Annotated in this window: 14 protein-coding genes; 8 read left to right on the top strand and 6 right to left on the bottom strand. The window is 67.4% G+C overall.

Annotated elements, in window-relative coordinates; all coding sequences use genetic code 11:
• Nucleotides 1-13: 13 nt before the first annotated feature.
• Both Pka01_RS08705 and Pka01_RS08700 read right to left on the bottom strand, forming a co-directional pair.
• A complete protein-coding gene (locus Pka01_RS08705; protein WP_203882114.1) occupies nt 14-667 on the bottom strand; it encodes a response regulator in 654 nt (217 codons plus the stop codon).
• A gap of 73 nt (nt 668-740) precedes the next feature.
• The gene (locus Pka01_RS08700) at nt 741-3398 is read right to left on the bottom strand and encodes a bifunctional acetate--CoA ligase family protein/GNAT family N-acetyltransferase (protein ID WP_203882113.1); all 2658 of its coding nucleotides are present in this window, start codon (nt 3396-3398) and stop codon (nt 741-743) included.
• Nucleotides 3399-3637: 239 nt separating this feature from the next.
• Here Pka01_RS08700 and Pka01_RS08695 point away from each other — a divergent pair, with 239 nt between their 5' ends.
• From Pka01_RS08695 to Pka01_RS08680, 4 genes are all read left to right on the top strand, one after another.
• The gene (locus Pka01_RS08695) at nt 3638-3847 is read left to right on the top strand and encodes a hypothetical protein (protein WP_203882112.1); all 210 of its coding nucleotides are present in this window, start codon (nt 3638-3640) and stop codon (nt 3845-3847) included.
• A 107-nt stretch (nt 3848-3954) separates the two neighbouring features.
• Entirely contained in the window at nt 3955-4815 is an 861-nt protein-coding gene (locus Pka01_RS08690; RefSeq protein ID WP_203882111.1) for a universal stress protein, read from the top strand.
• A gap of 200 nt (nt 4816-5015) precedes the next feature.
• The gene (locus Pka01_RS08685) at nt 5016-5678 is read left to right on the top strand and encodes a CBS domain-containing protein (RefSeq protein WP_203882110.1); all 663 of its coding nucleotides are present in this window, start codon (nt 5016-5018) and stop codon (nt 5676-5678) included.
• A 41-nt stretch (nt 5679-5719) separates the two neighbouring features.
• Nucleotides 5720-6721 (top strand): Acg family FMN-binding oxidoreductase, encoded by a 1002-nt coding sequence (locus tag Pka01_RS08680; protein WP_239114842.1) that lies wholly within the window; start codon nt 5720-5722, stop codon nt 6719-6721.
• A 54-nt stretch (nt 6722-6775) separates the two neighbouring features.
• Here the strand turns inward: Pka01_RS08680 and Pka01_RS08675 are convergent, their stop codons facing one another.
• Nucleotides 6776-8023 (bottom strand): vanadium-dependent haloperoxidase, encoded by a 1248-nt coding sequence (locus Pka01_RS08675; RefSeq protein WP_203882108.1) that lies wholly within the window; start codon nt 8021-8023, stop codon nt 6776-6778.
• Nucleotides 8024-8548: 525 nt separating this feature from the next.
• Between Pka01_RS08675 and Pka01_RS08670 the strand changes: the two genes are divergently transcribed.
• Together Pka01_RS08670 and Pka01_RS08665 are read left to right on the top strand one after the other, a co-directional pair.
• Nucleotides 8549-9430: a helix-turn-helix transcriptional regulator gene (locus tag Pka01_RS08670; protein ID WP_203882107.1), complete on the top strand. Its 882-nt coding sequence runs from the start codon at nt 8549-8551 to the stop codon at nt 9428-9430.
• A gap of 11 nt (nt 9431-9441) precedes the next feature.
• Complete coding sequence (locus Pka01_RS08665; protein WP_275414439.1) at nt 9442-11304, top strand: sensor histidine kinase; 1863 nt, start codon at nt 9442-9444, stop codon at nt 11302-11304.
• Between the two features lie 79 nt (nt 11305-11383).
• Here Pka01_RS08665 and Pka01_RS08660 read toward each other — a convergent pair whose 3' ends face one another.
• From Pka01_RS08660 to Pka01_RS08650, 3 genes are all read right to left on the bottom strand, one after another.
• The gene (locus Pka01_RS08660) at nt 11384-12766 is read right to left on the bottom strand and encodes a sensor histidine kinase (RefSeq protein ID WP_203882105.1); all 1383 of its coding nucleotides are present in this window, start codon (nt 12764-12766) and stop codon (nt 11384-11386) included.
• Between the two features lie 248 nt (nt 12767-13014).
• Nucleotides 13015-15546, bottom strand: coding sequence for a X2-like carbohydrate binding domain-containing protein (locus tag Pka01_RS08655; protein WP_203882104.1), 2532 nt, complete (start codon nt 15544-15546; stop codon nt 13015-13017).
• A 735-nt stretch (nt 15547-16281) separates the two neighbouring features.
• Nucleotides 16282-16890, bottom strand: a complete 609-nt coding sequence (locus Pka01_RS08650) for a zinc-binding dehydrogenase (RefSeq protein ID WP_203882103.1) — start codon at nt 16888-16890, stop codon at nt 16282-16284.
• A gap of 202 nt (nt 16891-17092) precedes the next feature.
• On the opposite strand from Pka01_RS08650, the gene Pka01_RS08645 reads away from it, so the two are divergent.
• Both Pka01_RS08645 and Pka01_RS08640 read left to right on the top strand, forming a co-directional pair.
• Nucleotides 17093-19873 carry a helix-turn-helix transcriptional regulator gene (locus Pka01_RS08645; RefSeq protein ID WP_203882102.1) on the top strand — a complete coding sequence of 927 codons (2781 nt, stop codon included), beginning with the start codon at nt 17093-17095 and terminating at the stop codon, nt 19871-19873.
• A gap of 58 nt (nt 19874-19931) precedes the next feature.
• Nucleotides 19932-21617, top strand: a complete 1686-nt coding sequence (locus Pka01_RS08640; RefSeq protein WP_203882101.1) for an AMP-binding protein — start codon at nt 19932-19934, stop codon at nt 21615-21617.
• Nucleotides 21618-21651: the final 34 nt, after the last annotated feature.

The following is a 21651-nucleotide window of genomic DNA, read 5'->3' as shown; positions in this document are numbered from 1 at the left end:
GTGGGCACGATCGTCAGGAGCCGCCGACCGGCGGTCTGCCGGCCTTCAGCCGGGCGGCGAGGGCGGCGACCTGGGTACGGCGCTGCATGTCGAGTTTGCTCAGCAGGTTGGAGACGTAGTTCTTCACGGTCTTCTCAGCCAGGAAGAGCCGCTCTCCGATCTGCCGGTTGGTCATCCCCTCGCCGATCAGCTCCAGGATGTGCCGCTCCTGGTCGGTGAGCGCCGCGAGCGGATCCTTCCGGCCGGCCTGGTCGCGCAGGCGCTGCAGCATGGTGGCAGTGGTCGCGGGATCCAGCAGGGACTGGCCCCGCGCGACCGTGCGCACCGCGCCGACCAGGTCGGAGCCGTGGATCTGCTTGAGCACATATCCGGCGGCGCCCGCCATCACGGCGTTGAACAGGGCCTCCTCGTCGGCGAACGAGGTCAGCATCAGGCAGGCCAGCTCGGGCACCCGGGAACGGACCTCGCGGCAGACGTCCACACCGCTGCCATCGGGGAGCCTCACATCGAGCACGGCGACGTCGGGCTTCAGCGCCGGGATGCGTGCCACCGCCGACTCGGCGGTTCCCGCCTCGCCCACGACCTCGATGTCGTCCTCGGACTCCAGCAGTGCGGCGACGCCGCGCCGTACCACCTCGTGATCATCTAGCAGGAACACCCGAATCATGTCTAGGACGCTAACCACGCGGCGCCCTCGCCGGTAGAGGGCCAAGGTCCTCAATGCGGGTCCGGCCGTGGGTTCATAGCAGGCGACGTCGAAACTGAGAAGGACGGGCGGGTGCCGGTACCAGGCGGAGGCGGACGTCCACGGCGACGGCGCCGGCGGGTGTGACGACCACGGGATTGAGGTCGAGTTCGGCGACCTCGGGAATCTCGTCCATGAGGCGGCCGATTCCGACGATATGCGTGGCCAGGGCGCTCACGTTCACCTTCGGACTGCCCCGGTATCCGCGCAGGAGGGGCGCACAGCGGAGTTCGCAGAGCATTCGCCCGGCCTCCGCGCGACTGATGGGAGGCACGCGGAAGGATCGGTCGATCAGCAACTCGGCGGTCACGCCTCCCATGCCGACCATGACCAGAGGGCCGAACGTCTCGTGCGAGACACCGCCCACGATCATCTCGACCCCGGCAGGGACCATGTGCTGGATCAGCCCCCCTGTCATGGCAGGGCCGACTCGCTCCACCATCTCGCCGTAAGCCTGCCCTACCTCCTCGAGACTGCGCAGGTTCGTCCGCACCCCGCCCACGTCGCTCTTGTGCACCAGGTCGGGGCCCGTCGCCTTGAGCACCACGGGCAGGCCCAGCCACATGGCCGCCTCGCAGGCCGAATCCGGCCCGTCGACCGAGATCGCGTCGGCCATCCGGAGCCCGTAGCAGTCGAGCAGGCGCGCCGCGGTCGAGTAGTCCAGCCAGCGCCCCTGCGGATGCTCCGCGAGATCGGCCTCGACGATGCCGCGAGCGGCCGTCGCGCGCACAGGGGTTGCGTTCCCAGGAGGGTCCGGCAGCCTCGAGCGCCATACGGCGTAGTCCACGGCCCGTCCGAGGGCGTGCACCGCCTGTTCGGGAAAGGCATAAGTCGGCACATCGGAGCCGATGACCCCGTCGTGTCCGAGCACGCAGGCCAGGACCGTCTTGTCCGTACCGGCCGTCGCTGCCGCGATGGCATCCCGCGTCTTGGCCATGCCTGAGCCGAAGGGCGGCGTGTAGACGGCCAGTGCGGCGTCGACGCCGGGGTCGGCCAGCACGATCCTCAGGGCATCCGCGAGTTCCTCGGCCCGGCCGTCCGCGGTGACGTCCACGGGGTTGCCGACGGCCGCGGACGGGCGCAGCCGGACCCGCAGCGCCTCCCTGGACGCCTCCGACAGTTCGGGAACGAGGAGACCTCGCCGTTCGCACGCGTCGGCCGTCATCGCCTGGGGCCCTCCGGAGTTGCCGACGATCGCGACTCGACGGCCGGCCGGAAGCGGTTGGGTGGCGAGCAGTCGCGCGGTGTCGAGCATGTCCTGGACGCTGTCTTCGCGAATCACGCCCGAGGCCCGAAGCAAGGCGTCCACTGCCGTGTCCGGAGTGGCCGCCGCCGCGGTGTGAGACTGTACGGCTCGTCCGCCGGCCGTTCCTCGGCCGCTCTTGACGACGATGATCGGTTTCTTGGCGGCCACGCGCCGGGCGATGCGGCCGAACCGGCGCGGATTGCCGAACGACTCCAGGTACAGTGCGATGACTTCGGTGGCTGGGTCGTCCTCCCAGTATTCGAGCAGGTCGTTGCCGCTGATGTCGGCCTTGTTGCCGACGGAGGCGAAGGAGGAGACGCCGAGGCCCATCTGGGCTGCCCGGTCGAGCATCCCGACAGCGATGGCGCCGGACTGCGACATCAGCGCCAGGTTCCCCGCTGTCGGTTGATGGGGGAGGAAACTCGCGTTGAGCCCCGTGGCCGTGTTCACCACGCCCAGGCAGTTCGGGCCGACCAGGCGCATTCCCGCCGCGCGGCAGATCTTCAGCAGTTCGGCTTCCCGGTCGGCGTGCCCCGCCTCGGCGAAGCCCGCGCTGACCACGACCAGGCTGCGTACGCCGTGTCGTGCGCAGTCGCGGGCGACGTCCAGCACCGCGGCGGCCGGGACGGCGACGACGGCGAGCTCTGCCTGCCCGGGGGCGGCGGACAGGTCGGGATAGGCTTCCAGGCCCTCCACCTCGTCGGCCTTGGAGTTGATCGGATAGATCGGGCCGGCGAAGCCGGCTGCGATCAGGTTGCGCAGCACGCGGTGGCCGACGTTGGCGGGGTCGCGGCCCGCCCCTATCACCGCTACGGACCCGGCGGCGAACAGGCCGGTCATGGAATTGCGCTCCGCCTCGTGCGCCCGGGCGTCGATCGCCGTCAGCAACTCGGCGGTGGTGCCCGTGGAGATCCGGAACTCCTCCCACCCGTCGGTATGACGGCGTCGCACGTCCAGGCCCGCGTCCTCGATCACTTGGATGATCGGCCTGTTCTCGGCGAGTACATCGGCGACGAGCTCCTTGACGCCGTTCTCCGCCGCGTTCAGGGCCAGATGTTCCAAGAGCACCGTGCCGAGCCCGTTTCCATGCGCCGCGTCGTCGAGCAGCACACCCAGGTCGGCTTGATCGGCCGCGTCGCCGCCGACCCATTCCGCGACGCCGACCACTCGGCCCGACATGATCGCGACCAGTGCCTGGCCCCGATAGTCGGGCCCGATCATCCGGTCCACGTAGGCGTGTGCCGTGGCGGTGCCCCCGACGGCGAATCTCATGTAGACAGAGCGCCCGGAGACCCTGTCGACGAGTTCGTGCAGCGCCTCCCGATCACCGGGCCGCAGGGGGCGGACATGCGCGACGCCGCCGTCGCGCAGCAGGACATCACATTCCTCTGGGAGAGTCCGTCTCATAGGCACAGGCTCCGCTGGTGCCCGCTGCGCCGACAGGGTCGAAGTCCCTCTCGAGGAGGGACTCTCGGCCTGGCTGATCGCGCCCTGCCCTCCCGGCCTTCGTGGTCGCTCCGCGACCTCATGGGTCTGGCCCGGCAGAGCTTCCGGGTGACTCGTCCGCCAAGGGCCGCACGTCGCACGCGACGGTGACTTTAGCCCCTTTCGTTGCCAAATACGCCTTCCTCACTTCCTGGATCTCCATGTCGACGCCCAATAGGACCGTGGTGATCGGCTGCGGCAACGCGGATCGCGGTGACGAGGGGCCGGGCGAGGCACTCGGCCTCATGCCGGCCACGCTTGTCGTTTTCGGGATCGAGGGCGGCGATTTTTCCATCGGCGCACCGTTCTCCGCCCCTGTCTGGTCGGCGGTTCAGGTTGTCGCGGGCGTCCTGTCGGCAGAGCTCGGCTGAGCAGGGCCGAGGGGGCGGAGGTCCCCGGCCGGATGGACCTTCGGCGCTTCAGATTCGCTTCCTCCGCCGCATGTCATGGAGGTAGGACGGCAAGAGAGGAGGAGCAAATGATCATCGTTGGGGTCGACGGATCGCAGGCGGGCCTCGAGGCCGCAGGGTGGGGAAGCAGGGAGGCCGCACTGCGCGGCGTGCCGCTGAAGGTCGTATACGCCCTGCCCGAATGGGCGTTCAAACGAGCCGTGAAGAAATCCCACGAGCAGATCGCCGAGTGGATGCGGGACAGCGGCACACAGGTGGTGATGGCAGGGGTCGAACGCGCCCGCCGGGAGGCACCCGATGTCGAGGTCGACCACGCGCTCCTCGCCGGTGATCCGCGCTCGGCTCTGATCCAGGCGGCCGGGGATGCGGACCTGCTCGTGGTCGGCAACCACGGACTCGGCGGTTTCCGGGGGCTACTGCTCGGTTCGGTCGCTCACGGTGTGGCAGGGCACGCGTCCTGTGATGTCGTCGTCGTGCGGCAGCCGGCCTCGCCGCCACGCGGCGAGGTGGTCGTCGGAGTCGACGGCTCGCCCGAAGGCGCCGCGATCCTGGAATTCGCCTTCGCCGAGGCCGCGCTCCGTGGTGCGGGGCTTCGTGCCGTCCGCGCCTGGAGTCTGTGGATGTGGAGCGCCGGCGGAGCCGTCGTGCCGATGATGGATCCCGCCGACGACGAGCGGATCGGGATCCGCCTGCTGGAGGAGGCCCTGGTGGAGCACCGGAAGCGCCACCCCGAGGTGGAGGTGACCGAGGACGTCGTGCAAGGTCATCCGGCTGATGTGCTCAGACGGGCTTCCGAGGGGGCGGACCTTCTGGTCGTGGGTTCTCACGGCGCCGGTGAGTTCGCGGGGTTGGTTCTCGGCTCGATCAGCCAGGCGATGCTTCACCACGCACGCTGCCCACTGGCCGTCGTCCGTGCGCCGAAGAGATGACCTGCATGCCGATCCGCTCTGCGGGGCCGTGCGACGAACACAGGAGTCTCCGCCACCGGACCGGCAGTCGGAGCGTCGATCGGCCGGGAAGATTGTGGCCGAAAGTCCCCGGCGGACAGGACCTTCACCGCTGTCGGGGCGGAGGCCGCCCGGGCGAGGCTCTGAGTGAGGCGAACGGGAGCCGAGCAGGGAGGCCCGACATGGCGCTCGAAGTGAAGGACGTGATGGGCAAGGTCGCCGTCGCCGCCCGCATGGACGCGTCGTTCGCCGACCTGACCGGCATCATGAAGCGGTACGGAGTCGGCGCGGTCACGGTGATCGACGAGAGCGGGCGCCCGGTGGGGGTGGTGTCGGAAGACGATCTTCTTCTCAAGGTGACGGCCAGGCGCGGCCCCCGGTTCATCCGGCTCCCGAAGAGGTGGGCGGAGCACCGCAAGGCCGCAGGCATGACGGCGCGCGATCTCATGACGAGTCCCGCGATCACCGTGGCAGGCGAGACCCCGGTGGACGAGGCGGCCCGGCTGATGCACAGCGGACACATCAAACAACTGCCCGTCGTCGATCGGGCGACCGGCCGCATCGTCGGAACGGTGCACCAGGGTGATCTGCTCAAGGTGTTCGAGCGGTCGGCGGAGGACATCACCAGAGAAATCGAGATCGTGGCGAGAGTGCTGGACGCCGACCCCGCCGAACTGCGGATTTCCGTCGAGGCGGGCGTTGTCAGGCTGCGGGGATGGATTCCCAGGCATTCACAACTGCTGCCCCTGCTCGAGGCTGTGCGCGACATCGACGGCGTCGTCGACGTCAAAGCCGACCTCGCCTTCGTTTTCGACGACCTCCTCGTGCCCCCGCCTCTTCTCTAGCGCGCCGAACGGGCGTACCCACATGTCAATGGGAGATGGCTGTGAACACGCGAACATCGAACGCGGTCGCCGGGGCTGCCCATGCCGCGATCGAGGCCGCGATCTGGGCGCCGTCAGTGCACAACACCCAGCCGTGGTCATTCGCTCTGACCGGCGACGAGATCAGCCTGCGGGCGGATACGGACAGGAAACTGCACGTCGCCGACGCCACCGGACGGCAGATGCTGATCAGCTGTGGTGCCGCGCTCTTCAACGTGCGGATCACATTGAGTGCGCTCGGTTACGAGCCGGCGGTCAGGGTGCTGCCGGATCCTGACCGGCCTTCGCTGCTCGCCACCGTCCGGCCTCGATCGAATGTGAGGGGTGATGAGGACGCCTGCCTGCTTCACGGTGAGATTCCACTGCGCAGGACTCACCGAGCCGGATTCAGCGCCTTACCCGTACCCGATCCTGTGATCGATGCCCTCACCGCCGATGCGAGTGCCGAAGGGGCGGCGCTCGTGCTTGTGCGGGCGGAATCCACCATGCGCGTGCTCGCCGCGCTCACCAGCGCGGCGCAGGAGATCGAGGCTCAGGATCGGGCGTTCACCTTGGAGATGATGCGCTGGGCCAGGCCCCCGGGCAGTTCGAGGCGCGACGGCATCCCGGCACGCAGTTATCCGGCGGCGCCGAGGCGTACCCGGCCGGAGCACTTCGCGCAGCGCGACTACGCCGGGGGAAACAGGTGGGGGAGCGAGGACGATCTGGCACTGTCGTCGGAGACCGGGCTGGTCACAGTGCTGACCACTACGGGTGACTCCCGCGAGGACTGGCTGGTCGCGGGACAGTCCCTGCAGCGCGTGCTTCTCCATGCGTCCGCCTACGGCTTGAGCGCGGCGTTCCATACTCAGGCACTGGAGATGCGCGATCTGCGGGAGTTCATCCGGCGACATGTCTGCGGGGGAACCTTCCCGCAAATGATCCTGAGGTTGGGCTTCGCACTCGACGACACCAGCAGCGTCCGCCGGCCCGCGTCGGAGGTCCTGGAGGAGAGGAGAGCGTGAAAGACGACACTCGGCCGGGCGCGGTCGACGCCCGGCCGGTGATTGCCGGGGCGATTACCTCGTGGGCCGGAAGTAGTGTCCGACCATGTACGCGGTGACCTGCCTGCCGATCTTCGCGCCCTGTATGTCGGCCGTGCGGGTGTGGATGCCGCCCCAGATGCGGGCGTTGATGACCTCGTCGATCGCCTGCGAGAAGCTGCTGAAGTGCCTGGTAGTACCCGAGTCGGCGCTGTAGCCGCTGAAGGGGATGTCGTCCCGGCCGAAGAAGTTCCTCAACGCCGACATGCTCGCGGCGGTGAAACAGGTGTGTCCTGACGTGAAATCGGGGTGCGGCGGCGTGACGAGCAACGGCATCCAGGTGGGGTCGGCCACCGTCTCCGGGTTGCCGTCGGTGTCGGCCAGCTGGATCGCGGTGCCCGGCCGCCAGAAGGTCCACGCCGCCTTCTCGTTGTAGCAGGCGATCGTGGCATCGGCTTCGGCCAGATCGACCATCGCGAACATCCGCGACGTCTGGAGAGCGTTCAGTCGCTGCGTCGTCGCGAGCTGCCGCTTGATCTCCCATTCGGCCAGATGCCGGTCATGCCACCAGATCGCGGCTTGCGTCTGGTCGACGGTCCTGACCGTGCTGGTCACCGAGCCGATCGTCTTGACCTCGTTGAAGTCCCGGGCGTACTGGCTGCTGGTGAGCGCCGGCGGGCCGGACGTGCGGAACATGGACGCGCTGGGGATGAGGAACGGCTTGAGGTAACCGACCCACGCTCCGTCGTTGGCCATCGTGGGAGGCGTCGGCCGCCACTGTCCAGGCTGGGTGCCGACGGGCCAGGTCTGGCTTCCGAACGCTCCGTCGTTCTTCCGCGCAGCGATCATGGCGGAGGCCGCCTGATCGCCCACGGTGATCCCCCGTTGCTTCGCGGGATTGTCGGGAATCGCGGCCAGCGACTCGTCGTACTGCGTCTTCAACCTCTCCTGCTGAGCCGGGAACAGCGCGTTCAGCACGCGAAAGGCCGCGGTCGCGACTGCCGCGTCCGTCGACGCCTTTCCCTTGACGGCAGGCGCGGTCAGGTACGGCTGGTAGGGGGTGCCGGCGATCGCGTTCACCGCGTCGTATACGGCTCCGTGGACCATCGCGAAACTGCGTGCCTGGACCTGCGGCTGTTGACCGGCGATGTCCCAGATCGCCGTCTGGGCGTTGCGGTCCCAGACAATGACGGCATTGTCGGCCCTGTGGGAATCCGACGCGTATGCGAATGACGACCCGACTCCCGCCGGTAACCCGGTGGCGACTACTGCGGCGACGGCCAACCAGACCGCCTTGCGTCTCAGAACAGTTGACCAACCCGTTTTACGTGGTTTAGGCATTGGAGCAAACTACTACGCGGCCGTCGGCCGCTACAGGCCCGAATGGCCTGAAAATTCGATAATGACGTAACCGAAAACAAGATCCCCGTTGATACGGAAACCGGTCTTTCGCAGATGCGGTTCAGCGGTTTACCGGAAGGTCATCTCGAGTTCGTTCAGGTGGACCGGTGCACGATCGCCGCCACAGACGCGATCAGGGGTTCAACGAGTCACGTGGCGTTTCATGGCCGCCAACCGGCACGATATTCGTCAGCCTCGGCTTTCCGTTCGTGACTCTTTTCCGTGGCTGCCGGAATCGGGGCCGAATTGAGGCGCCAGGCCTTCCGGCTAGCAGGACGACGGGAGGTCAGGCCAGCCGGGTCCGCGATGGGTGCTGACTGCACAGCGGGATTCCACGCTGCCCTCGAAGACGGGGAGCCTGCGCGGCGGAATCCTGGAAGCGACCGCGGCCGCGGGAAGCGGACAGCCATGATCGCGACGATCCGATCCGCTGCCTGGTTCGAGAGCGGTTCACTCGCGATCGCACGGTGGGAGGGCGACATGTGCAGCAAAAGCCCGCTTGGAGAGTTCCTCAGGGCAAGACGGCTGCTTGTGACCCCTGCCGAAGCGGAAACGCCCTGCGCCGACTCCCGGCGGCGGACGCCGGGCTTGCGCCGCGAGGAGGTCGCGATGTCGGCCAGAGTCAGCGTCGACTACTACACGCGCCTGGAGCAGGGCAGACAGCGCCACCCCTCGGAGCAGGTCATCGACGCCCTGGCGCGGGTCTTCCGCCTCGACCCGGCCGCCACCGCGCATCTTCACGATCTCGCGCGCCCGCGAGCGTGCAAGCAAGAGTGCATCCAGCGGTCCGTCGCCCCGGACATAGTTCGGCTGATGGAACATTGGACGCACGCACCCGCATTGGTGGTGAACCACCGCTTGGATGTCCTCGTCCGCAACCGGCTGTCCACCGCCCTATGGAAGGGGTACGAGCACATCGACAACCTGATTCGGTTCACCTTCCTCAATCCACAATCCCGCGAGTTCTTTGTGAACTGGGAGGGGGAAGCAGCCTTCAAGGTCGCTCATCTGCGTGCCATGACGGTAGTGGTCGCGGACCCCTCTGTACGCGATCTCGCCGAGGAAGTGGCAGACAACAGCGACGACTTCCGCCGACTCTGGGCACGCCATGATGTGGGCGTCGCAACGCAGGCATCCTGGCCCTTGCGCCACAGAGAATTCGGCGACCTGAATCTCTGGCGCCAGAAATTCCCCATCGAGAACAATCCCGGCCACCTCCTCTTCGTGGCCCAGGCCAAGCTCGGCTCCCCATCGGAGCGCATGCTTGTCAGCCTGGCCGACTTCGCATAAGCAGGCCCCGGATGTGTCGGCCTGGGACCATCTGCTGGTGGCCACCCGTTCTACGGCGACCTGGAAATGTCGTGCGGTGCACACGGAGATCAGGCCAATTGAGGCTGCCGTCGTCGCTGCTGCGCCAGGCTCCATCACTGCCGGTCGGTGTCCTGGCCGGCAGTGCATGCGTTGCCGCGGTGACCCTGCTGCTCTTCCCGCTCCGGCACTTCGTGCCCCCGAATTCGCTCGGCGTCGTTTACCTGCTCGGCGTGGTGCTGATCTCGACCGTGTTCGGGCTGGGGCCCGGACTGGCGACCGCGGTGGCCAGCGCCCTCGCCTATGAGTACTTTCACCTGCCGCCCTTCAATCAGTGGACGTTGACCGGCAGCGGGGAATTCGTCACGACCCTGGTCTTCCTCGCAACCGCGCTGCTGGCCGGCTTCGTCGGGGACCTGGCCCGGTCGCGGGCCGTGGAGGCGGAAGAGCAGCGTCGCACGGCCGACCTCGCCGCCGACCTCGCCCACCTGCTGCTGCGCGCGGAGGACCTGCGAACCGCACTTCCGGCGGCAGCACAGCGCCTGGCCCAGGCCCTGGACCTGCGCTACGCGGCGATCGAGCCCGCAGTGGTCGCCGCCACCGGGCGATACGGGGCGCTCCCGATGCGCGACGGCGCCACCCAGATCGCCACCCTCCTGATCCCCACGGACCTGCCGGAGCCGACGTTGCTGCGGCTGCACCAGCAGGTGGTGCCGTCGCTGCAGGCCCTGCTGGGCGCGGCCTGCGATCGCGAGGTCGTCGCAGCGGAACAGGCCGCGCTCCGACGCGTCGCGACGTTGGTCGCCGGTGGCGCCGGCCCATCCGAGGTGTTCAACGCGGTCACCCGCGAGATGGGCCGCATCATGGGCACACGACACACCGACATGACTCGGTTCGAGGTAGACGGCACGTTGACCATGCTGAGCCACTGGGATGATCATGATGGCCTGGACCATTTCGTGCCGCATGGCTCACGCCGGCCGATCGAAGACGTGCCGGTGGCGAGGCTGGTGTGGGAAACCGGGAAACCGGCCCGGTGCACTACCGACGACAGCGAGCTCTTCGGGCATACACGCGAGTGGGCGCCCGGCTCGGCGGTGGGCAGCCCGATCATGGTCGAGAGCCGGCTGTGGGGCGTGATGATCGCCTTTTCGCGCGCGGAGGGCCCGCAACCCGAGGCGATCGAGGAGCGCATGATGAAGTTCACCGAACTCCTCGGGACCGCGATCGCCAACGCGCAGAGCCGAGCCGAACTCACCGCCTCCCGCGCCCGCATCATCGCGGCCGCCGATGAATCCCGCCGCCGTATCGAGCGCGACCTGCACGATGGAGCGCAGCAACGTCTTGTCACGCTCGGGCTGGAACTGCGGCAAGTCGAAGCCATTGCGCCGCCCGACCTTCAGGCCCGCCTGTCGCGCATGGTCGAAGGCCTGACCGGCGCTGTCGAAGACCTCCAGGAGCTCTCCCGTGGCCTGCACCCGGCGATGTTGTCCCAAGGGGGCCTCTGCCCCGCCCTCAAAATGCTGGCGCGCCGCTCCTGCCTGCCGGTCGAGCTGAACGTCGGCGACATCGGGTCGCAGCCCGAGCACGTCGAAACCGCCGTCTATTACATCGTTTCCGAGGCACTCACGAACGCGGCCAAGCATGCGCAGGCTTCAGTGGTGCACGTCCACCTCACCGTTGACGTGACGGTCCTGCGGCTCTGGATCCGCGACGACGGAATCGGAGGAGCCGACCCCCGCTGTGGCTCGGGGCTCATCGGCCTCAAGGACCGCGTTGCGGTGATCGGCGGCGAAATGGAGGTCACCAGCCCGGTCGGAAGCGGGACCTCGCTGGTCATCACAATTCCCTGCTGAGGACGGCTACCGCCCGCGACGGCCGATTTGCAGCACGTCGCCAGACTGTTTCCGCACTTGCCGTCGAGGTGGTGGATCTCTACGAGAGGTGGCTTGCTGTCAGGTACAGCGGGAGCCGGAGGACGAGGCGTGCACCGCGAGGGCTGTCCTCGACGCAGAGGGTTCCTCCGCCTTCTTCAGCGAACTGGCGGGCGATCGGCAGGCCCAGTCCGGTGCCTGCCACATCCTTGTCGCGAGCCGCGTCCAACCGGATGAACCGCTGGAACACTACTTCGCGCTTGTCCGGCTCGATGCCGGCGCCGTCGTCGAGCACCTCCAGTACGGCGGCACCCTGGGGAAAGCGTTGATCGCCGTTCTCGTCGCCCGGCTCGCGGCGCAGGGTGATGGTGATCGTGGTTTCAGCATGACGTTCGGCGTTGTCGAGAAGGTTGTTGAGCAGGCGGCCCAGTCGTAGGGGGTCGCCGATCACGAGCACGCCATAGTCGAGCGAGCCTTCGAGCGTCTTCGCTGAAGGTCGGCGGATCCGGTGCTCCGCGATGACCAGTGCAGCCAGGTCGATCAGCTGGCGTGCGCCCGGCACCCCCGCGTCCAAACCTGCGAGGGTCAACAGATCGTGCGTGATCGCCTGCATTCGGTCCAGGCTGTTGAGAATGGTGATCACGACGTCGGTCACATTGGTCTTCGTCGGTGCGTACAGCGCATCCACTACATCGGCCCGCATCGTGGCCATCGGACTGCGCAGACCGTGTGAGGCGTCGAAGAGGAACTGACGCTGCTGATCCATGGCGGCTTGAAGCCTGTTCACGCTTACGGCCAGATCGTGAATCTCGTCATCGCTGGGCGGTATGGAGACTCGGCGGCCAGGGCAGGTCGCGTCGATCTCGTCGAGTTCGGCTCGGATGGCGTTCACCGGCTTGAGCGAGGCGATGGCGAACCGGTAGCCAAGGTAGGTGACGGCCGCTGCGAGCAGCACCGTACTTCCTCCTACCAGGCCGGCGAGCCGGGGATCGATCCACGGAGGGATCACCGGGGAGGCGCTGTAGACGATCCAGTTCTCGCCTGCGTGATGAGCCGGCCGCGCGACGACGGTGTAGCAATCGCCTTGCGGGAAGACTCCGCCGCACACGACGGACGTGGCGGGCCTGTGACCATTGGGCGCGAACGCGGCCATGGCCGGCTTGCCTCGTAGTTTCTCGGTCGAGGCGGCCACCCGACCCTGTGCGTCGACGACTTGGACGCTGCGGGACGGGCTGAGCGTGAGGGGGCGGTTCACCGGTTGGCCCCGTTCCACCCGGATGGCCACGCGAGCGCCGATCACGGCGTTCTCCTTGGCAAGGTGCTTGGTGGCGAAATGGCCCACGGTGAACATCAGCATCGTCGCGAGCACAGCCGGCAGCGCCGCGACCACCCCGGTGAACAGGGTGATTCGTGTTGCGATGGGTAATCGGCGTCCTGCACTCATCCTGGAGTCCCCCCAGGTCAGTGGAACACACGCGCCGAAAAGCAGTGGCAAAGGGGACGAATGGTAGCGACCACCTACTGGGTGATCCTCTGTCGGGAAGCGCCGCGAACTTCAGTTCGTGCCAAAGCCGCCTTCTGCGGAGCCCCCTGGATTAGCGTGCGGCGCGTAGGTCATCACGGGCTTCTGCGGAACCTCCGTCGTCGCGAAGGAGGGCCGGAGCGTCACCCGACGCCCCGGCCCTCCCCGGATCATCGGGTGGTGTAACGGATGACGTCGGTGCGCATCACGTCGCCCGATGCCTTCACCGCCATGAAGGTGTGCTGCGCCTTCGTGAGCCCTGAGACGCTGAACACCTTCTGCTGCGTCGAGCGTGTGTCGCTGTGCGTGTCGACGCGCTTGACGAGTTCGCCGTCGACGTAGATGTCGACGAGCCCCTGATCAGGCGTGGTGGCGGTGATCCAGTCGACGCCTGTGCCCGCGAACGTGTACGAGACCGAGTCGCCGTTGCGGGTCGTGGCGTGGACGTCGTCGAGGTTGTCCCCGCGGAACGCGAAGTCCAGTTTCGCCGCGCCGACAGGCAGCGTGGCGAGATAGCCGGCCGGCAGGGTCACCGTCGACCCTGACAGGGTGTAGTCGGTCCCTTCCTTGAGTGCTGTGCCATTGAGCGAAACCCCGGCGAACTCACTGCCGTCGCGCAGGAGTTTCACCTGCACGTCCGCGGGGGCCTTCTTGTCGAACGACACCGCCGACGGGTCGATGAGACTCGGCTGGATCACGTCGATGCGATCGAGCAGCATGAAAGACCCGGACTTCTTGACGACTTTGAGCGTGTGGCTTCCGTTGGGCAGGTCGTTCACGCTGAATACCGTCTGTTGCGCGAGGCGCGGCTGTCCTGAATCGCGCCCGGTGTTCACGGTCTTCACGAACTGTTCGTCGATGTAGACATCGACGTTCCCCTGCGAGGTGTCCATTTCGGTGATGTAGGAGACGCCCGTGCCCACGAAGGTGTGCTGGAACGAGTCACCGTCGTGTTCGGTGTAGTGCACGCCGTCGCCGTAGTCGCCCAGGCCCCGTCCGGTGCTTTGCGACCACGATCCCGTGTAGACGATGCCGGAGGCGGTGTCGTCGAGTGTGGTGGTCCGGGTCGGGCCCGATGCCGACGGCGGCGCCGCGGTGCCGGTGTCGGTGACGTTGACGTCGAGTGGTTGGGTGGTTGCGGCCACCTCGTTTCCGCCGTTGCGGGTCCACTCACCGGCATAGCCGACGCGGAGCGCGTCGTCGTTGACACTGACTTCGGCGCCGGACTGCGGCGTCACCTTGAGGAGCCGTACCCCGTGGATGGGGACGTCCGAGGCGGTGAACCCGGTGCGGAAACGGCCGAGGTTCTTGCGCGCCCACAGGTCGCGCACGGTGGCGGAGCCGGTCAGACCGATGTCGGCCCAGTTCGCGGTGATGTCCTTATCGGTCCGGCCGAGGTTGAACAGCGCGACGGTGTAACTGCCGTCGGAGTTGAGCGCGTACCACACCTGTTGCTGAGTCGCGGTCGAGACCGGGCGCGCCGGCGTTCCTTCTTGGTCGACGGCGATGACCTCCGGGTTGGTGAGCAGGCTGAGCCCGTAGGCGTCGAGGTCTGTCAGGTCGTTGCCCGTGTACAGCGGCGCGGCGGAGGTCGCCCACAGCGTCATCGCCGTCTGGCGTTCGTCGCGGGTCAGGCCGTCCATCTTGCCGTTGCCGACGTCAAGCGAGTCGAGGTCGTTCCAGCCGCCGTTTCCGCCGTTACGCCACCAGGTCGCCTCGGTCGGGAAAAGCCGGGCGATGTTGTCCCAGTTCGTGAGCGCGTCATTGGGACAGTAGCACTCGACGTCCCACTGGACCCGCCAGCCGTTGGCCATGGATCGCCAGTAGTCCGCGTAGTTCGGGTCGAGCGCCCACGACAGTTCGAACCAGATCTTGTGCGCCTTGAGGGCTTTCGACCAAGCCGCGACGTCGTCTCGGGCGTCAAGCGAGAGGTCGCTCACCCCGGATCCGGGCGTGACGCTGTCGAACTTGACGAAGTCGACACCCCACTGCGCGAGCAGGTCGACGATCGAGTCGATGTATTTCTGTGAGCACGGGTTCGAGAAGTCGATCTTGTAGCCGATCTTCCAGTAGTCGGAAGGGCGGAGCGGTTGCGCGGCGATGTCGTGCGTCGTGCATCCCGGGGCCCCGGCGATCGGCAGGTTCGCGTTGTAAACGTCGGGGGAGATGCCCGGGATCATGTAGAGCCCGAACTTCTGACCGTTCGCGTGGACGTGGTCGATGATCTTCTGCAGGCCTTGCGGATAGAGCGTGGTGCTGGGCTTGGGCCGCCCGTTGGCGTCGACCCCGTCGTTCCATCCCGCATCGACGTTGATGTAGTTGTAGCCGTACTTCTGCAGCTTGGCGTGCATCGCGTCGGACTGCTTGATGAGCTGCTCGCCGGTGATCCACTTCGAGTTCCCGGAGTAGACCTGCATGCTGTAGCTGCTCCACCCCATGTACGGCCGCGTGGCCCACGGGTCGGCGGTGGACGCGAGTGGCTTCCTCGGCGTCGGGGTCGGCACCGTGTCGGACGCGGGTGTCGTCGACGGCGTCGTCGACGGAGTGGGCGCGGTGCTCGGCGCTGCGGTCGTGGACGCCGTCAGGCCGATGCCGGCCCGGGTCGCGGACGCCGGCATGACCTCGCCGAGTGTGAGTCCCACGGCCATCGCCGCGACGCTCATCACCATGAGCGCTCGGCGCGTCCTCGTATATCGATTCAAGCGATCTTCTCCTCTTCGGTGTGGTCCGGGCCACGATGGCCGTGCGGCGGTGGGCCGCCCGGTGGAGCGATCAGTGATGGCAGCCTCGTGATGTCGAGGAGCACCGCCTGACGCGGGTCGAGGGGTGGGCAGTGGGATGCCTGCGTCGGCGAGCACGGAGCCGGATGCCTCAGCGCACTCAACTGCGCAGTGGCGACCGCTCGGGATCGCCGTTCTGATGCCGGGACGCGTCTCCGATCGCGCGGCGCACTCGCACGAGGCAGCGCACGTGCAGGTCCGGCTCGGGTGGGCGCATGCGCCCGCTCTGGTCGGCTGGAGAGCTGGACGGCCGCGCACCGACGAGAGGCTCGTCGACCGGCCTGAATCAACTGGACGCGACTCCGGCGTACACGGTCGGCATCCGTGAACCCGACCCGATCAGGGGAGGTCGCCTGGCGCCTTGCCGAACTCGTCCATAAGGACTCTCTCCGTTGAGTACGCATGACGCGACGGAGTGAGGAGGAAAGTGAGTGATCGCGCGCGGTGGCCAGGGGAAACGGCACGAAGGGCGACAACGGGCATGGGGGGTCCTCAAAGTCTGGCGGGGAAGCCTGTGAGTGCCGCCGAGCGTAGGACCCGTTCGCCCATGAATCAATACTTGACGAAGGAAATTATTAAGCCTACGTTTCGGGCCATGCTCACCACACCTCTAAGGCACGGGGACCTGACACAGGTCCGAGCCCCCTGGAATCCGGCTTACGCCTGTCCACGAGGCTCGGACCTGCTTGTTCGTTGCTTCCTTCCGCCTTCGGCCAGCCGAGGAGGTGGGATACGCCGACGAGGTCGACGTCCGGTCGGTCCGCCGACCAGCCGGATTCCACGCTTACCCTGAAGCGATGCATAATGCCGCGGCGGGCCCGAGGCGGCGCCGATGGTGACGATCTTCCCGCCGTCACGGACGGCCTGTGCGGACAACTCGGCGGTTGCTTGGCCCACGAGGTCGTACACGACGTCCACGCCGCCGGCCGTCACCTCTCGCACCGTGGCGAGAAAGTCAGGGTCCGTTGCAAGCAGCGCGTGGTCGGCACCGGCCTGCACCTGGGGCAACTTCTCCTTCGAGCCGGCCACTCCGATGACCGTCGCGCCCAAGTCCTTCGCCCAGCGCGAGAGGATGGAGCCCACCCCGCCGGATGCCCCCTGGACCAGGATCACCTCACCGGGCTGGACCTGATGCAATGCCCTGATTCCCATCCAGGCGGTCAATCCCTTGGCCAGGAACGCGGCCGCCTGGTCTGCTCCGATGTCTTCCGGAATCGGGATGAGCGACTCCGCGGCGACAAGGCGTTCGGTCGCGTAGGCGCCCATCGAGAAGAAATAGCCGACGCGGTCACCGGGGGAGTGGCGCTTCACTCCTGGGCCGACGGCCTGGATGACGCCCTCGACGCCGAGTACGGCAGGAAGTGCTACTGGCAGTAAATGCGCAGAGTGCCGCCCACCACCTGATCATTCTGTTGGAGCGCGCTACTTGATCGTGACTCGATCAAAAGCGGGCGGATAGGCTCCGACCATGCAACTCCTAGACCGGGAAGTCGAAAAAGAACTTCTGGCGGGATTGCTTCAAGCCGCCAAACGGGGCAAGAGCGGGACAATTGTGCTCCGCGGCGAAGCCGGTATCGGCAAGTCCGCTCTCATCGACCACGCGATGGAGTCGGCGACGGGAATGCGGGTGCTCCGCGTCACCGGGGTCGTGGCGGAATCCGAGCTCGGATATGCCGGTCTGCACCGATTGATGCTGCCTCTTCTGGACCGGCTCAGCGGCCTTCCCATTCCTCAACGTGCCGCGCTTGAGAGCGCCTTCGGCATGGCGGAAGGCATCGCTCCCGACCCCTTTCTCGTTGGCCTGGCGGTGCTCACGCTGCTCACCGACCACGCTGAGACACGGCCGGTGCTGTGCGTGTGCGACGACGCGCAGTGGCTCGACGACGAGTCCCTCCGCACACTCGCCTTCGTCGCGCGGCGTCTGCAGGCCGACCGCGTCGCCATCCTCGTCGGTCTCCGGGGAACCGACGGACTCACCGCGCTGGACGACTTACCCACACACCTTGTGACCGGACTTGCCACACAAGCCGCGCACACCCTTCTCGCGTCGACCGTCAAAGACAGGCTCGACCCACGCACCGCCGACCGGATCGTGATCGAGACGGGCGGCAATCCGCTGGCCATCTGCGAACTGGGTCGCGAACTGATCGCCCGCCGGGAGCCGCCCATCCCCCTCTCGGAACGGCTGCCGATGGGACGACAGCTGGAGGCCGGCTTTCTGCGCCGGGTCGGGATGCTGCCCGAGCACACCCGGACACTCCTGCTCGTCACGGCCGCCGACCCCACCGGGGACCCCGGCCTCGTATGGCGGACCGTACTGCACCTCAAGGCCTCCGGCGGCGCACCGGATCTGATCTCGGCGGCCGAACCCGCCGTGACCGCTGGTCTGATCAACACACATCGTGTGATCGGCTTCCGGCACCCCTTGATGCGCTCAGCTGTGTACGGCGGTGCGGCCGACGGCCTCCGGCGAGCCGTCCACAGCGCACTGGCGGCCATGACAGATCGAGACACCGACGCCGACCGGCGTGCGTGGCACCTCGCTGCGGCGACCGCCCATCTGGACGAGGATGTCGCGGCCGAACTCGAACGCTCGGCTCATCACGCACGTCTCCGGGGAGGTTTCGCCGCGGAGGCGACTCTCCTGGCACATGCCGCGGGCCTGTCCCCACACCCGGCGAAGCGCACCGCACGGCTCGTGGCGGCGGCGGGCGCGGCGCAGGCCGCAGGCCATGTTCAGCGTGCCGAGCATCTGCTGGACCAGGCGGAGCCCGCCCTCGATGACGGTTCGGCGGCGGACGCCATGCGACTGCGCGGGATGTTGCTCCTGCACACGTCCAGGTCGGAGCAGGCGATCGGGGTCCTTCTCCGGGCGGCGACCCTGTTCCAAGACCACCACATCGCCCCGGTGACGGAGTCGCTGCTGGCGGCGTTCGAGGCTGCCGCCATCTCCCCCTGGACGGTGACGGACAAGAGCCTCCACGATCTGGCGGAATTCGCGTTGCGCTTCGTCCGTGACAGCGAGCAGTCGGAGTCCGGCGCCCGGACTCTGCTGAGGGGTCATGCCACGGCGGTCATCGAGGGGTTCGACGCCTCCGCGCCGTTCCTCCGAGCCGCATTGACTGCGATCCGCCGGCGCACCCCCGAGGAAGAACCCTCTTCATGGCTCGTCCTGAGCGGCACTGCGGCGATGCAACTCTGGGACGACGAGGCGATCAGCACGATCGCCGTCAATGAAGCCGACCGGGCCCGGGAACGAGGCGACCTGCAGGTCCTGCGAAGGGCGCTGCACTGCCAGGCGATGCTGAGGATTTGGCGGGGCCAGTTCGCGGCTGCCGGCCTGCTTTTTGCAGAGTGCGATGAACTGTCGGCCGTCATCGGGAGTTCACGCGTTGGCTCGCCGGGGGAAGTGCTGCTCCTGGCGTGGCAGGGTGACGAGACCCGCACCCGGCAGGCCGCCGCCAGGCTGTTGAGCCTCGGCCCTGCGGAACCACAAGCAGTAGGCGGCCACATGGTGCAACTGGCCAGAACGGCGCTCGCCGTGCTGGAACTCGGACGCGGAAACTATCGCGAGGCTCTCGATGCGGCGCACCGCGCGTTCGATGACGACTTCGCCTTCTTCAACACTCCACCCTTACCCGAGCTGCTTGAGGCTGCCGTGCGTGGCGGTCAACCGGACGTCGCGCGGGCCGTACTGGACCGGCTCGCCGAACGCGCCGCCGCAGCGGGCACACCATGGGCGCTCGGACTGCTCGCTCGGTCCCGAGCTCTGCTGACCGACGAGCCCGAACAGCACTACGCCGAGGCGATCCGGCTGCTCGAAGGCACCGGGATCATCACCGATCTTGCCCGGGCCCACCTGCTCTACGGCGAATGGTTACGCCGGGTGCGCCGCCGTACCGAAGCCGGACTCCACCTCGCCAAGGCCCACACCATGTTTACGACGATGGGAGCGAACGACTTCGCGGAGCGGGCTCGAGCCGAGCTCATCGCCGGAGGCCACAGGCCACCGAAGCGAAGCGTGGAGTCCACCGACGGGCTCACCCCGAGAGAGGCCCAGATCGCCGCCCTGGCCGCGCATGGGGCGACGAATCAGGAGATCGCCACCCGTCTCTACATCAGCGCCAATACCGTCGACTACCACCTGCGCAAGGTGTTCATGAAGCTCTCCATCACGTCACGCCGTCAATTGCGCGAACGCCTTTCGCGGATTGACGGGCAAGATTGGACTACCCCCGTTCGGGGCTAGTCGCTCAGACGTGACGTGTGCATCCTCGTTCTACGAGCGTTCAACCGAGGAGCCCCCCATGGACGTCACCAGTGCTTACCGGGCGAGCCGGGACCAACTCCTGTCCATGCGGGGTGACTACAGGCGGGCCGTGGCGGAGTTCCAGTGGCCGCAGCTCGGTGACCGCTTCAACTGGGCGGTCGACTGGTTCGACGCAATCGCGCGCGGCAACGACCGGCCGGCTCTGGCGGTCGTGGAGGAGGACGGTTCGGCGATCGAGCGGAGCTTCGATGAGATGGCTCGGGCGTCGGATCGCCTGGCGTCGTGGCTGGCGTCGAACGGCGTGGTGAAGGGTGACCCGGTTCTCCTGATGCTGGGTAATCAGGTGGAGCTATGGGAGTCGATGCTGGCGATCATGAAGTTGGGGGCGGTCGTGCTGCCCACCACGACCGCCGTCACGGCGGCGGATGTGGCCGAGCGGATCGCCCGCAGTGGTGCGCGGCATCTGATCTGCAAGGCGGCCGACACTGCGCGGCTGGGTAAGGTGCCGGGAGAGTTCACGCGAATCAGTGTCGGACAGGCTGACGGCTGGGCTGATCTGCGAGAGGCGGCGACGCTGGAGTGGGCGCCGATCAAGCATCCGCGGACGTCGGTGGATGACCCGGTGTTGCTCTACTTCACGTCGGGGACGACGTCGCGCCCGAAGCTGGTCGAGCACACCCAGGTGTCCTATCCGGTCGGGCATCTGCCGACGATGTACTTCCTGGGGATCCTGCCGGGTGACGTACACCTGAACATTTCATCTCCCGGATGGGCCAAGCACGCGTGGTCATGCTTCTTCGCGCCGTGGATCGCCGAGGCGACCGTGTTCGTCTACAACTACAGCCGTTTCGACTCCGCCGCGCTGCTGGGGCAGATCCGCGCGCGTGAGGTCAACTCGTTCTGTGCCCCGCCGACGGTGTGGCGGATGCTGATCAAGGCGGAGTTGGGGGAACGTCCTGCGGGGTTGCGTGAGGCGGTCGGCGCCGGGGAGCCGTTGAATCCCGAGGTGATCGAGCAGGTCCGGCGTGCCTGGGGGCTGACGATCCGGGACGGGTTCGGGCAGACGGAGACGACCGCGCAGGTCGGCAACGTGCCCGGGGCCGAGGTCAAGCCGGGTTCGATGGGTCGTCCGCTGCCGGGCGTTCCCGTGGTCCTGGTCGACGTCGGCACCCATAAGCCGTTGATCGGGCCGGGCGAGGGAGAGATCTGCCTGGAACTGGCCCGCAGGCCGCTGTCCCTGATGAAGGGATACCAGTCAGATCCGGAACGCACCGCCGAGGCGATGGCCGGCGGTTATTACCACACCGGCGATGTGGCCACGATCGACAGTGAGGGATACATCTTCTACGTCGGGCGCACCGATGACGTCTTCAAGGCGAGCGACTACAAGATCAGTCCGTTCGAGCTGGAATCGGTCCTGATCGAGCACCCCGCAGTGGCGGAGGCGGCCGTCGTTCCGGCGGCTGATCCGATTCGCCTGGCCGTACCCAAGGCCTACATCGCGCTGGCGCCGGGGCACGAGCCGACGAGGGAGACGGCACTGTCGATCTTCAAACACACCCGCGAGCGGCTGAACCCTTATCAGCGGGTACGCCGCATCGAGTTCTCCGATCTGCCCAAGACCCTGTCCGGCAAGATCCGCCGGGTTGAACTGCGTGCGCGCGAGAACGAGCCCAGGCCCGACGAATGGCGCGACGACCAGTTCCGCTCAGAGTTGAGCTAGGTCCTGTATCGAAGTGACGTCCTAGCGGGTCAGC

This window comes from Planotetraspora kaengkrachanensis (assembly GCF_016862895.1).
GTDB lineage: Bacteria > Actinomycetota > Actinomycetes > Streptosporangiales > Streptosporangiaceae > Planotetraspora > Planotetraspora kaengkrachanensis.
Note: the sequence above shows the minus strand (reverse complement) of the source record. Positions and strands in the feature narration are given on the sequence as shown.

What these genes read in the sequence shown, in the direction of transcription:
- Pka01_RS08705 (WP_203882114.1), bottom strand. Translation starts at nt 667, where the DNA reads ATGATTCGGGTGTTCCTGCTAGATGATCACGAGGTGGTACGGCGCGGC.
- Pka01_RS08700 (WP_203882113.1), bottom strand. Translation starts at nt 3,398, where the DNA reads ATGAGACGGACTCTCCCAGAGGAATGTGATGTCCTGCTGCGCGACGGC.
- Pka01_RS08695 (WP_203882112.1), top strand. Translation starts at nt 3,638, where the DNA reads ATGTCGACGCCCAATAGGACCGTGGTGATCGGCTGCGGCAACGCGGAT.
- Pka01_RS08690 (WP_203882111.1), top strand. Translation starts at nt 3,955, where the DNA reads ATGATCATCGTTGGGGTCGACGGATCGCAGGCGGGCCTCGAGGCCGCA.
- Pka01_RS08685 (WP_203882110.1), top strand. Translation starts at nt 5,016, where the DNA reads ATGGCGCTCGAAGTGAAGGACGTGATGGGCAAGGTCGCCGTCGCCGCC.
- Pka01_RS08670 (WP_203882107.1), top strand. Translation starts at nt 8,549, where the DNA reads ATGATCGCGACGATCCGATCCGCTGCCTGGTTCGAGAGCGGTTCACTC.
- Pka01_RS08665 (WP_275414439.1), top strand. Translation starts at nt 9,442, where the DNA reads ATGTGTCGGCCTGGGACCATCTGCTGGTGGCCACCCGTTCTACGGCGA.
- Pka01_RS08660 (WP_203882105.1), bottom strand. Translation starts at nt 12,766, where the DNA reads ATGAGTGCAGGACGCCGATTACCCATCGCAACACGAATCACCCTGTTC.
- Pka01_RS08650 (WP_203882103.1), bottom strand. Translation starts at nt 16,890, where the DNA reads ATGGGCGCCTACGCGACCGAACGCCTTGTCGCCGCGGAGTCGCTCATC.
- Pka01_RS08645 (WP_203882102.1), top strand. Translation starts at nt 17,093, where the DNA reads ATGCAACTCCTAGACCGGGAAGTCGAAAAAGAACTTCTGGCGGGATTG.
- Pka01_RS08640 (WP_203882101.1), top strand. Translation starts at nt 19,932, where the DNA reads ATGGACGTCACCAGTGCTTACCGGGCGAGCCGGGACCAACTCCTGTCC.